This window comes from Amycolatopsis sp. NPDC049688 (assembly GCF_040674975.1).
GTDB lineage: Bacteria > Actinomycetota > Actinomycetes > Mycobacteriales > Pseudonocardiaceae > Amycolatopsis.
This window is the reverse complement of the sequence record NZ_JBFANY010000003.1, coordinates 234,737-248,578: the sequence shown is the minus strand read 5'-3', so window position 1 is coordinate 248,578 and position 13,842 is coordinate 234,737. Positions and strand designations below refer to the sequence as shown.

Sequence of the window (13,842 nt, the reverse complement as noted above, 5' to 3'; positions counted from 1 at the left end):
GTCTGTCTCCTCACGCTTCCTGGGGTTCGCCGTCGTCGAGAGCTGCTCGTTCGAGTTCGAGCAGCACCTTCTCCTCGACCAGTTCCGCCAGGGCGGCGACGGTTTCCGCGGTCAGCACGTCGCGCGGGGTCAGTGCGACGTCGAAGGTGGTGCGGCAGCGCGAGGTGATGACCAGGCTGCGCACCGAGTCGCCGCCGAGGTCGAAGATGTTGTCCTCGACGCCGACCCGCTCCACCTCGAGCGCATCCGCCCAGATCCCGGCGAGCACCCGTTCGGTGTCGGTCCTGGGGGCCGCGTAGGGCGCTGCCGGTCCCGGGGCCACCGGAGCCGGCAGCGCCGCCTGGTCGACCTTCCCGTTGGCGTTCAACGGCAGCCGGTCCACCGCGACGAACGTCGAGGGCACCAGGTAGTCGGGCAGGAACCGCGCGGCGAACCGGCGCAGGGCCTCGGGGTCCACGCCGGCTCCGGCCCGGGCGGGCACCACGTACGCGACGAGCCGCTTCCCGGAACCGTCGTCACGGGGAACCACCACCAGCTCACCGACGTCCGGGTGCCGGTCGAGCACCGCTTCGGCCTCGCCGGGTTCGATGCGGAACCCGCGGATCTTGACCTGGTCGTCGGCCCGGCCGGCGAACTGCAGCACACCGTCCGCCGTCCACCGCGCCAGATCTCCGGTGCGGTACATCCGTTCGCCGGGTGCCCCGAAGGGATCGGCCACGAACCGCTGCGCGGTCAGGCCCGGCTGGCCCAGGTAGCCGCGGGCGACGCCGGCGCCGGCGATGTGCAGTTCGCCGAGCGCGCCGGGCGGCACGGGACGCAGCCGGTCGTCGAGGACGTAGGCTCGCGTGTGGTCCAGCGGGGACCCGATCGGCACGACGTCCGGGACGAGGCCGGCGTCGGACATCGGGTGGCTGGTCGCGTAGGTGGTGGTCTCGGTGGGGCCGTAGACGTCCACGACCCGGATACCGGGGCAGGCCCGCAGGACCCGGCGGATCGCGGTGGCCGGCACGATCTCGCCGCCGGTCCACACCTCCCGCAGTCCGGTCAGGCAGTCCGGCGCCTCCTGGGCCAGCACGCGGAACAGCCCGGTGGTCAGGAACACGGCGGTCACCCCGTGCCGGCCGATCGCCTGCCGCAGCACCTCGGCGTCGAGGTCTCCCGGCGGCGCGACCACGACCCGGCCGCCGCCGAGCAGGGGCACCCACAGTTCGTAGGTCGACGCGTCGAAGGCCAGGGGGGAGTGCAGCAGCACGGCGTCGTGGTCGCGGAAGCGGTGTTCGGCCGCCAGCGCGACCACGTCCCGGTGACTCACCGCGACGCCCTTGGGCACCCCGGTCGACCCGGACGTGTACTCGACGTAGATCAGGTTCTGCTCGTCGAACCGGACGGCCGGCGGGGTGTCCGGCCCCGCCTCCGCGCCGTCGGCGAGCAGCACCGGTCCGTCGTGGACGGACCGGGCGGTGGGCGCCCAGTCGTGGTCGGTCAGCAGCACGCCGGTGCTGGCCCGGGCCAGGATGTCCCGCATGCGGGTGGCGGGGGCCCGCACGTCGACGGGGAGGTACGCGGCACCGGCCTTGACCACCGCGAGCACCGCGACGACCTGCTCGACGGACCGGTCCATGAGGATCCCGACCCGGTCCTCCACGCCGGCCCCGAGCGCGATCAGCCGGTGCGCCAGCCGGTTGGCGCGGGTGTCCAGCTCGGCGTAGGTCACCGTCCGGCCGTCGGCGACGACCGCCGGCGCGTCCGGTGTCCGGCCGGCCTGCTCGGCGAACCGGTCCGCCACGGTGCCGGCCGGGACCGGGTGCGCGGTGTCGCCGGGGGCCGGCAGCACCAGGTGCCGCTCGGCCGCGCCGAGCAGGTCGATGCCGTCGATCCGGCGGTCCGGGCCGGTGGCGGCGTGCAGGATCCGGGTGAGCTGCCCGGCGATCCGGCCGGCCGTCGCGGCGTCGAACAGGGCGTCGTCGTAACCCAGCTCGATGACGATGCGCTCGCCGGGCCGCACCCCGAGGCTCAGCGCGTAGTTGGTGGTTTCGACCGCCTGCAGCCCGCGCGGCCGCACCCCGTCCGCGGCGGCGGTGCGCTCGTCGACAGGGTAGTTCTCGAACACGACGATGCTGTCGAAGAGCTCGGCGCCACCCGGCAGCCCGCTCCAGCTCCGCAGGTCGGTCAGCGGGACGAACTCGAACCGCCGTGACTCCGCCTGGGCGCTCTGCAGCTCGCGCAGCCACGGCACCACCCGCGCGTCGCCCGGCACGTCGACCCGGACCGGCACGGTGTTGATGAGGATGCCGATGATGGTGTCGGCGCCGGGCAGGTCGGCCGGGCGGCCGGACACGGTGGCGCCGAAGCAGACGTCGCGCCGGCCGCTGTAGCGCGACAGCAGGATCGCCCACGCGCCCTGGACCAGGGTGTTGAGCGTGAGCCCGTTGCGGTGCGCGAACTCCGACAGCGCACGGCTGTCCTGTTCGGACAGTGTGGTGGTCAGCCAGTGCGCCGAGCGGGTGGCGTGGTCGCGGCCGGTCAGCCGGTCGTACGGCAGCGGGGTGGGGGAGGCGAAGCCGGCCAGCACGCGCCGCCAGTGCTCCCGCGCCTCGCGCCGGTCCCGCGTGCCGAGCCAGTGCAGGTAGTCGTGGAACGGGCGGCGGGCCACCGGGGCCGGCTCGTGTCCGCCGGCGATCGCGGCGTAGGCGGAGTGGACGTCGGAAAGCACCTGGAAGACGCTCCACCCGTCCAGCAGCACGTGGTGGAAGGTCCACACCACTCCGACCGCCGTGCCGGACAGCCGGACCAGCGTCAGCCGCAGCAACGGCGCCACCGCCAGGTCCAGCCCCTCGGCCCGGTCCTCCGCCAGCAACCGCTCCAGTTCGGCGCCCTGCTCGGCGTCGCTCAGGTGCCGCCAGTCCCGGTGGTGCACCGGCACCTCGACCGTCCGGCACACCACCTGCACCGGCTCGCTGACGCCTTCCCACACCATCCGCGACCGCAACACCGGTGTCCGCGCCACGACCGCCCGCCACGCCCGGGCCAGCGCCGCCGGATCGGTGACCCCGTCGAGGGTGAACGTGACCTGCTCGACGTACAGCGCCTGCTCACCCTGCGAGAGGCCGTGGTAGACCATGCCGGCCTGCATGGGGGTCAGCGGGTAGATGTCTTCGACCGTGCGGCCGTTGCCGGCGAGCAGGTCGACGGTGGTCTGGTCCAGGCGGGCGAGGGGGAAGTCGGCGGGGGTGCGGCCGCCCGCCCGGGGATCGGCGCAGTGGCCGACGATCTCGCCGAGGGCGACCGCCATGCCCTCGGCCAGCCGGCGGACCGTGGCTTCGTCGTGCCGCCGGCGGCCGTAGTACCAGGTCAGCTCCAGGCACCCGGCCACGACCGTGCCGACGACGTCCAGTTCGTGGGCCCGGGGATTCTCCGGGGCGCTGGAGGCCTCGAGCCGCCCGGCCGACCGGCCGAGGTAGTTGAAGCTGATGGGCGGGGACGGCGGGAGCGGGGTGTTGCGGAGGTGGTGGAGGGCGCCGTGGCCGATGCCGTGGCGGGGCGTGCTGCGGAGGTTTTCCTTGGTGGTCTTGAGGAGCGTGGCCCAGTCGTCGGCCGTGAGGTCGAGGGTGGTGGGGTGGATGGTGGTGAACCAGCCGACGGTGCGGGAGAGGTCGACGTCGTCGAAGAGCTCTTCCTCGCGGCCGTGCCCTTCGAGGTCGACGGTGACCCGGTCGTGGCCGGTCCAGCGGCGCAGCGTGTGCCCCAGTGCGGCCAGCAGCACGTCGTTGACCTGGGTGCGGTACACCGGCGGCACGTCCTGCAGCAGCGCGCGGGTCTGCTCCCGGCCGACCGTCACCGTGACCGACCGCAGGTCGCCGACGGTGTTCGGGCCGTGGCCGTCGACCGGCAGCGGGGTGCTGGTGACCTGCGTCCAGTGGGCCTGCTCGTCGTCGAACCCGCCGTCCGCCGTGTACTCGGCCAGCCGCCGCGCCCAGTCCCGGAACGACGTGGTCTTCGGGCCGAGCCGGACCGGCTCGCCGCTCGTGGCCTGGCGGTAGGCGGTCACCACGTCTTCGCTCAGGATCCGCCAGGAGACGCTGTCCACCACGAGGTGATGCGCGGTCAGCGCCAGCAGTGGGGCGTGGCCGGGGCCTCGGTCGTGCAGCACCGCGTCGAGCAGGGGACCGTGTCCGAGGTCCGGTTCGGGAACCTCGGCCAGGTCGCCGGCCGACGGCCCGCCGACGCGGAGCACGGCGGCCGGCTCGACCGGGGCGATGTGCTGCCGCCACCCCCCGCCCGGCTGCGTGAACCGCGTGCGCAGGGCGTCGTGCTGGGCGAGGAGCGCGTCGAGGGCCCGGCTCGCCGCCTGCTCGTCGAACGGTCCCGGCAGTTCGACCAGCACGCGCTGGGTGAACCGGGCCGGCCGGGCCGGGTTCCCGGCGAAGAACCAGCGCTGGATCGGGGTGAGCGGCACGTCGCCGGTCACCGGACCCTGCTCCGCGACGACCGCGACCGGTTCGGCCGCCTCGGCCACGAGCCCCGCGATGGTCGGGCGCGCGAAGATGTCCCGTGGGGTGAGGTCGAGGCCCGCTTCCCGGGCGCGCGAGCAGACCTGGATGCTGCTGATCGAGTCGCCGCCGAGCTCGAAGAAGCTGTCCTCCACACCGGCCCGCTCGAGGCCGAGGACGTCGCACCAGATGGCCGCCAGCGTGGCTTCGCGGTCGGTGCGTGGCGCGACGTAGCCGGGTCCGGGCGGGTTCCAGTCCGGTTCGGGCAGGGCGCGGAGGTCGAGTTTCCCGTTGGGGCCGAGGGGAAACCGGTCCACCGGCACGAACGCGGCCGGCACCATGTAGTCCGGCACCAGCCCGGCCAGGTACGTCCGCAGCTCGGCCGCGGCCGGTGCGGGGTCCGCCACCAGGTAGGCGACGAGCCGTTGGCCGCCCGGAGTCCGGTGGCCCACCACGGCGGCTTCGGTGACTCCGGGGTGGCTTCGCAGGGCCGCCTCGATTTCGGCGGGTTCGATGCGGAAGCCGCGGATCTTGACCTGGTCGTCGGTGCGGCCGAGGAAGAGAAGTTCGCCGTTGTCGTTCCAGCGAACCAGGTCGCCAGTGCGGTACATGCGTTCGCCGGGGGTGCCGAAGGGGTTGGGGAGGAAGCGGTCGGCGGTCAGGCCGGGGTGGTGGTGGTAGCCGCGGGCCAGTCCGGTGCCGGCGATGAAGAGTTCGCCGGTGATTCCGGCGGGGACGGGCTGGAGGTCAGCGTCGAGGACGTAGGTGCGCATGTTGTCCAGCGGCCGGCCGATCGGGATGGTGGCGGGCAGGTCGCCGGCCGTGGACAGGGGGTGTGCGGTGGCGAAGGTGGTGGTTTCGGTGGGCCCGTAACCGTCCACAATGGTCAGACCGGGGCAGGCGGTGAGGGCCCGGCGCACGGCGGCGGCCGGGACGACGTCGCCGCCGGTCCACACCTCGCGAGCGCCGCTCAGGCAGCCGGGGTCGTCCTGGGCGATGACGCGGAACAGGCCGGCGGTGAGCCAGAGCGCGGTCACCTCGTGGACGCCGATCACGTGCCGGATCGCGCCGGAGTCGAGGTCACCCGGCGGCGCCACGACCACTTCGCCGCCTTGCAGGAGCGGAACCCACAGCTCGTAGGTCGTCGCGTCGAAGGCCTGGGCGGAGTGGAACAGCACGCGGTCGTGCGCCCCGGTCCGGAACCGGCGGTCGAACGCCAGGCCGGCCACATCGCGGTGCCGCACCGCCACGCCCTTGGGCACCCCGGTGGATCCGGACGTGTACATCACGTAAGCCACGTTGTCCGGGTGCAGCGGCACCGAGGGGCGCTCGGCGGGGCCGCGGCCCAGCGAGTCGCGGGTCACCACCACGACAGGTCCATTGTGGACGCTCTCGCCGAGGTGCTGCCACGTCGGGTCGGTGAGCAGGACGGCAGCGCCGGCTTCGGCCAGGACCACGCGCATGCGGCCGGCCGGCGCGTGCGTGTCCAGCGGTACGTACGCGCCTCCGGCCTTGACCACCGCCAGCTCGGCCACCAGCAGTTCGACTGAGTGGCCGAGCAGCACGCCGACGCGGTCCTCCACGCCGACTCCGAGCGCGATCAGCCGGTGCGCCAGCCGGTCGGCCATGGCGTCCAGGTCCGCGTAGCCGACCGAGACGTCATCCGACCGGACGGCGACGGCGTCCGGCGTGCTGTCCGCCTGGGCCGCGAACAGGCCGGGCAGGGTGGCGTCGGGCAGGTCGGTGGCGGTGTCGTTCCAGCCGGTCAGCACCTGCTCGCGCGCCGCCCGGTCGAGCGGGGACAACTCGCCCACGGTCCGCTCCGCTCCGGCGGCGATGTCGTCGAGCAGGGCCACCAGGTGCCGGGCGAGCCGCCGGATGGTCGTGGCGTCGAACAGCTCCGGGTCGTAGTCCAGTTCGACCGCCAGCTGCGGTCCGGGTTCCACCACGACCGCGAGCGCGTAGCTGGTCGGCTCGTCCGCCCGCACCTCGAGCAGCCGCATGCCGTGGGCGGCGAAGGCGTCGGCGTCGAACGGGTAGTTCTCGAACACCACGATGCTGTCGAACAGGTTCTGCCCGGCCGGCAGCCCGCTCCACGCCCGCACCGCGGGCAGGGAGACGTGGTCGAACCGGCGGGACTCGGCCTGGGCGAGCTGCAGCTCCCGCAACCACTCCACCACACGCCGCTCGCGGCGGACGGTCACCCTCGCCGGCACGGTGTTGATGAACATGCCGATCATCGACTCCACGCCGTCCAGCCCGGCCGGCCGGCCCGAGACCGTGGTGCCGAACACCACGTCCGGCGCACCGCTGTACCGGGACAACAGCAGGCCCCACGCGCCGTGCAGGACGGTGTTCACCGTGAGCCCGTTCCGCTGGGCCATCGCCGACAGCCGGTCCGTCCGCCCGGCCGACAGCACCACCCGCTCCGCCGCGCCCGACTCGGCCCGGTGCGCCTCCACCGGCTGCCGGTCGTACGGCAACGGGGTGGCGGAGCCGAGCCCGGCGAGCACGGACCGCCAGTGCGCCTCGGCGGCGGCCGGGTCCTGCTCGCCGAGCCAGCGCAGGTACTCGCGGAACGGGCGCCGCACGGGCGGTTCGGGCCGGCGGCCGTGCACGAGGGCCGCGTAGTGGTCGCCGCACACCTCCGCGAGCACCTGGGCAGCGCTCCACCCGTCCACCACGACGTGGTGGAAGGTCCAGACCAGCATGACCTCGGCGCCGGGCAGCGCGGCCACCGCCAGCCGCATCACCGGGGCGGTGCCCAGGTCGATGCCCGCGGCCCGGTCCCGGGCCAGGAACTGGCGCAGTTCCGCACGCCAGGCGGGTTCGGTCAGCCCCGACCAGTCCACATACGTCACCGGCAGCGTGACGTCCCGCCGCACCACCTGAACCGGCTCGGCCGGCCCCGCCCACACCACCCGGCCGCGCAGGACCGGAGTCCGGTCCACCACCCGCTGCCACGCCAGGCCGAGGACACGCGGGTCCGCGACCCCCGCCAGCCGCACCTGGACCTGGTTGCAGTAGGCGCCCGACCGGTTGCCCCGGGACGCGTCGACGAGGCTGTGGAACACCATGCCGGCCTGCATGGGGGTCAGCGGGTGGATGTCCTCGACCGCGCGGCCGTCGCCGGCGAGCAGGTCGACCGTGGCCTGGTCCAGGCGGGCGGCGGGGAAGTCGGAGGGGGTGCGCCCGCCCGCGCCGGGTTCGGCGCAGTGCCCGACGATCTCCCGGAGGGCGGCCGCCATCTCCTCGGCCAGCCGGCGAACCGTGGCTTCGTCGTGCCGCCGGCGCCCGTAGTACCAGGTCAGTTCCAGGCAGCCGGCCCACACCGCGCCGACCACGTCCAGTTCGTGCGGCCGGATCGCGTCCGGCGACGCGTGCAGTTCCAGGCCGCCGCACAGGGCGTGGAACGGCTCGTCCAGGTCCGACCAGCCGAACCGGCCGAGGTAGTTGAAGCTGACGGCCGGGGCTGGGGGAAGCGGGGTGTCCTTGAGGTGCCGGAGGGCGCCGTGGCCGATGCCGTGGTGGGGGGTGGCGCGGAGCTGTTCCTTGGTGGTTTTGAGGGTGGTGGCCCAGTCGTCGCCGGTGGGGAGGGTGACGGGGTGGATGGTGGTGAACCAGCCGACGGTGCGGGAGAGGTCGACGTCGTCGAAGAGTTGTTCTTCGCGGCCGTGTCCTTCGAGGTCGATGGTGACCTGGTCCTGGCCGGTCCAGCGGCCGAGGACGCGGCCGAGTGCGGCCAGCAGCACGTCGTTGACCTGGGTGCGGTACACCGGCGGCACGTCCCGCAGCAACGCCCGCGTGGTCTCCCGGTCGAGCCGGACGGTGACGGTTTCCGTCGTGCCGACCGGGTCGCCGGGCGCCGGCTCCCCGCCGGCCGGGCCGGCGGTTTCCTGCCAGTGCGCCAGTTCGTCGTCGAACCCGCCGGCGGCCGTGTACCCGGCCAGCCGCCGGGCCCAGTCCTGGAACGACGTCGTCTTGGCGCCGAGCCGGACTTCCGCACCCCGCACGGCCTGCCGGTACGCGGCCGAGAGGTCCTCGACCAGGATCCGCCACGACACGCCGTCCACCACCAGGTGATGCGCGGCGATGGCCAGGACCGGTCGCGCTCCGGGCCGGGAGGTCAACACGGCCCGCAGCAGGGGCCCGGTGGCCAGGTCGATCCCCGCCACCGCGGTGTCCTCCGCGCCGGACCGGAACTCCAGCACCTCGGCGGTCTCGGCCGGCACGACGAACTGGCGCCACCCGCGGCCGGTCCGGGCACAGCGCGTCCGCAGGGCGTCGTGGTGGTCCACCACCGCCGCGAACGCCTTCCGCAAGGCCACGCGATCCACATCGTCCGCCAGCTCGAACCGCACCGTCTGGACGAACTGCGCCGGGTCGTCCGCGTTGGTCGCGAAGAACCAGTGCTGGATCGGCGTGAGCGGGACGTCTCCGCTGACCGTGGTCCGCGGGGCGACCGTCGCCGGTGCAGCCTCGGCCACGTCCGCCAGCCCGGCCACCGTGGGATTCCGGAACAGGTCCGCGGCGGAGAGCGCGAGCCCGGCCTGCCGGGCGCGGGAGACGACCCGGATGCTCACGATGGAGTCGCCGCCCAGCTCGAAGAAGTTGTCCTCGATCCCGACCTCGGCCACGCCCAGCACCTCCGCCCAGATCGCGGCGAGCGTCTGTTCGGCTTGGGTTCGTGGTGCCACCCGGCCGGTCCGGGACGCATCCCGGCCGGGCACCGGCAGGGCGTGCCTGTCGACCTTCCCGTTGGGGCTGAGGGGAAGCCGGTCCAGCGTCACGAACGCCGACGGCACCATGTAGTCCGGCAGCGACTCCCGCAGGAGCTCCCGCAGGGCCGCCGCCGGCACGGCGGTGACCGTGACGAGGTACGCCACCAGTTGCTGGCGGCCGTCGAACTGGTGCACCGCCACTACGGCCTCGTTCACGTCCGGGTGGCGCAGCAGCACCTTTTCGACTTCCGCGGGTTCGATGCGGAAGCCGCGGATCTTGACCTGGTCGTCGGTGCGGCCGAGGAAGAGAAGTTCGCCGTTGTCGTTCCAGCGGACCAGGTCGCCGGTGCGGTACATGCGTTCGCCGGGCTGGTCGAAGGGGTTGGCGAGGAATCGGTCGGCCGTCAGGCCGGGGTGGTCGTGGTAGCCGCGGGCCAGTCCGGTGCCGGCGATGAAGAGTTCACCGGTGATGCCCACCGGGACGGGCTGGAGGTCGGCGTCGAGCACGTAGGTGCGCATGCCGTCCAGCGGCCGGCCGATGGGCACGACCTCGGGCAGCACGCCGGCATCGGACATCGGGTGCGCGGTCGCGAAGGTGGTCGTCTCGGTGGGGCCGTAACCGTCCACAATGGTCAGTCCGGGGCACGCGGCCAGTGTCCGGCGCACGGCGGCGGCCGGGACGACGTCGCCGCCGGTCCACACCTCTCGGGCACCGTTCAGGCACTCCGGGTCGTCCTGGGCGATGACGCGGAAGAGCCCGGCGGTCAACCAGAGTGCGGTCACCCCGTGCTCACGGATCATCCGCCGGATCACGTCGGTGCCGGGATCGCCCGGCGGCGCCACGACCACCTGGCCCCCGTTCAGGAGTGGTACCCACAGCTCGTAGGTGGTCGCGTCGAAGGCCTGGGCGGAGTGGAACAGCACCCGGTCGTGCCCGCCGCCCCGGAACCGCCGGTCCGCGGCCAGGCCGGCCACATCGCGGTGCCGCACCGCCACGCCCTTGGGCACCCCGGTGGACCCGGACGTGTACATCACGTAGGCGAGGCCGTCGGGGTGCGGCGTGACGTCCGGGGCCGACTCCGGTTCCCCGGTCAGGTCGGCGGCGTCCGCACGCACCACCGGTCCACTGTGGACCTCCGCCGCCCGGCTCGCCCACGAGGCGTCCGCCAGCACCACCGCGGCCCCGGCCTCGGCCAGGATCGTCCGCATCCGCTCCGCCGGAGCGTGCGGGTCCAGGGGCACGTACGCGCCCCCCGCCTTGACCACCGCCAGCTCGGCCACCAGCAGGTCGATCGAGCGGTCCAGCAGCACCCCCACCCGGTCCTCCAGCCCGGCGCCCAGCCGGACGAGCCGGTGCGCCAGCCGGTTCGCGCGCGCGTCGAGCTCGGCGTAGGTGACCGACGCCAGGTCGCCGGCCAGCGCCGTGGCCGTGGGTGTGCGGGCGACCTGAGCGGTGAACAGACCGGGCACCGTGCCGGCCGGAGTTTCCCGGCGGGTGCGGTTGAACGTGCGCAGCACCCGGTGCCGTTCGGCGGGGTCGAGCAGGGGCAGCTCGGCCAGCGGCCGCTCGGGGACCGCGACGATCCCGGCGAGCACCGTCTCCAGGCGGGCGGTCCACCGCTCGATCGTCGAGGCGTCGAACAGGTCGGTGCTGTACTCGACCTTGACGGCCAGCGAGCCGGGGGTGGGCCAGAACTCGACGAGGAGGTCGAACCGCGCGGACCACCGGGGCAGGTCGTACTCCTCGAGGCGCAGCCCCGCGACCGTGTGCGGCCGCACCACGGCCTCCTGCATCACGACCGCCGCCTGGACCAGCGGGGCCCGGCTCGCGTCGCGGTCCGGGGCGAGGGTGTCGACCAGCCGGTCGAAGGGGACGTCGTCGTGGGCGAAGGCGTCGAGCACCGTTTCCCGGACCACGCCGAGGAAGCCGGTGAACGGTTGCGCCGGATCGAGCTCGCAGCGCAGGACCAGGGTGTTGACGAAGAACCCGGCGAGGCGCTCCAGCTCGACCCGGCCGCGCCCCGCGGTGACCGTGCCGAGGGCGATGTCGTGCTGTCCGGAATGGCGGGACAGCAGCACGTTCACCGCCGCCGTCAGCGCCATGAACAGCGTGGCGCCGTGCTCCTGCGCCAGCCTGGCCAGGTCGCCGACGAGTGCGGCGGGAAGGTCATGACGGTGCACGGCACCGGCGGAGCTGCGCACCGGCGGCCTGGGCCGGTCGGTGGGCAGCTCCAGCGGCTCCAGGCCGGCGAGCTGGTGCCGCCAGTAGCCGAGCCCCTCGTCGCCGGTGTGGTGCCGGCTCCACACCGCGTAGTCCGCGTACTGGACGGGCAGGGCCGGGAGCAGGCTTTCCCGGCCGTGGAGCGCGTCCGCGTACAGCACGTCGAACTCTTCGAGCAGGAGCCGGGTCGACCACCCGTCGGTGACGAGGTGGTGCTGGCCCAGCACGAAGACGTGCTCCGCCTCGGCCACCCGCACCAGCAGCGCGCGGACCAGCGGGCCACGCCTGAGGTCGAAGGGGGTCGCCGCCTCGGTACGGAGCAGCTCGGCCAGTTCGGCTTCCCGGTCCGCCGCGGGCGTCGACGAGAGGTCGGCCCGGCGCACCGGCAGGACGCCGGCCGGGTGGACCACCTGGACGCCGCGGCCGTCGACCTCGTCGAAGGTGGTCCGCAGGGATTCGTGCCGGGCGACCAGGGCCGCCAGCGCCGTCTCCAGCGCGTCGTGACTCAGCTCGCCGGACATGCGCACGCCGACACCGGTGTAGTACTCGGTCCCGCCCGGCGCGAGAACGTCCAGGAACCACAGGCGTTGCTGAGCCGACGACAGCGGAACCGCCTCGTCGCGGGAGACCCTCGGGATCCCGTCCGGCCGGCCGGCGGGGGCCCGGCCGCGCAGCAGTCCGGCGAGGTGCCTGATGTCGCGGGTGTCGAACACCGCACGGGCGGGCAGCTCCACCCCGAAGGCCGCGCGCAGCCGCGACACCAGCCGGATGTTGAGGATGGAGTCACCGCCGAGTTCCAGGAAGTCGTCGTCGATCCCGACCTGCTCCAGCTCCAGCACCTCCGCCCAGACACCGGCCAGCTTCTCCTCGATTTCGTCGCGGGGCGCGACGTGCGGAGGGCCGGCGATCTCCGCGTCCGGGAGAGCGCGGCGATCGATCTTGCCGTGGGGCGTGAGCGGAAAGCGGTCCAGCGTCACGAACGCCGACGGAACCATGTAGTCGGGCAGCTTGCTCGACGCGTGCTCGCGCAGGGCCGCCGGATCGAGTACGGACCCGGGGCGGGGGACCACGTAGGCCACGAGCCGTTTGGTCCGGCGGCGGTCTTCGCGGGCCACCACCACGACTTCGCCGACCCCGTCGTGACCGGCGAGGACCGCTTCGATCTCGCTCGGTTCGATCCGGAACCCGCGGATCTTCACCTGATCGTCGGCCCGGCCCAGGAACAGCAGCTCCCCGTGGCTGGTCCGGCGAACCAGGTCACCGGTGCGGTACATGCGCGAACCCGCCGGCCCGAACGGGTTGGCCACGAACCGGTCGGCGGTCAGTCCGGGCTGGTCCAGATAGCCGCGCGCCAGCCCCGAGCCGGCGGCGAACAACTCGCCCGGTCCGGCCGGCGGCACCGGGCGCAGGTGCTCGTCGAGCACGTGGGCGGACATGGCGTCCATCGGACGGCCGATGGGCACGACGTCGGGCACCTGATCGGCGGCCGACATCGCATGGCACGTCGTGAACGTCGTCATCTCGGTCGGTCCGTAGGCGTCCACCACGACGAGCCCGGGGCAGGCGGCCAGCACCCGCCGCACCGCCGCCGCCGCGACCACGTCACCGCCGGTCCACACCTCGCGCACGCCGGCGAGGCAGTCCGGCGAGTCCTGGGCGACCAGGCCGAACAGGGCGGCCGTCAGGAACACCGCGGTCAGGCCGTGCTCGTCGATCGCCGACCGCAGGGTGGCGATGTCCAGATCGCCGGGCGGGGCGACGACGACCCGCCCCCCGTTGAGCAGGGGGACCCACAGTTCGTAGGCCGCGGCGTCGAACGCCGGCGGCGAGTGCCACAACACGCGGTCGTGGCCGCGGACGGACCGGTCGGACGCCATCTCGGCCACGTCGCGATGCCGGATGGCCACCCCCTTCGGGAGGCCGGTCGACCCGGAGGTGAACATCACGTAGGCGAGGTTGTCCGGGAAAACCGGCACCTGCGGCGGCGTGGCCGGCTCGTCCGCCGACGACCCGCCGTCGTCGACCACCACGACGGCGCCGTCGTGGACCGAGGCCGCGGTGGCTGCCCGGCCGCGATCGGCGAGCACGATCCGGGCGCCGGTCCGGTCCAGCACCGCGCGCAGCCGCACGGCCGGCGCCCGGACATCCATCGGGGCGAAGACCCCGCCGGCCTTGGCCACCGCCAGCTGGGCGACCACCAGGTGCGGTGAACGGTCCATCAGGAGGGCGACGCGGTCCTCCGGACGCAGTCCCGACCGGAGCAGCCGGTGCGCCAGGCGGTTGGCCCACGTGTCCAGTTCGGCGTAGGTGAGGGTGCGGTGGGCACTGACGACGGCCGTCGCCTGCGGTGCTTCCGCCACCCGTTCACCGAACGAAGCAGGTACCGTGTCGCCCATTTGGTGACGCTCCT

General features: G+C 73.9%; 1 protein-coding gene. It reads right to left on the bottom strand.

What is annotated here, in order from left to right; all coding sequences use genetic code 11:
* Positions 1–10: 10 nt before the first annotated feature.
* On the bottom strand, positions 11–13,828 hold the full coding sequence (locus AB0J55_RS12285; protein ID WP_364246594.1) for an amino acid adenylation domain-containing protein: 13,818 nt from the start codon (positions 13,826–13,828) through the stop codon (positions 11–13).
* Positions 13,829–13,842 lie beyond the last annotated feature (14 nt).

Excerpts from the sequence above, each read along its gene's own strand:
- AB0J55_RS12285 (WP_364246594.1), bottom strand. The coding sequence starts at position 13,828 with ATGGGCGACACGGTACCTGCTTCGTTCGGTGAACGGGTGGCGGAAGCA.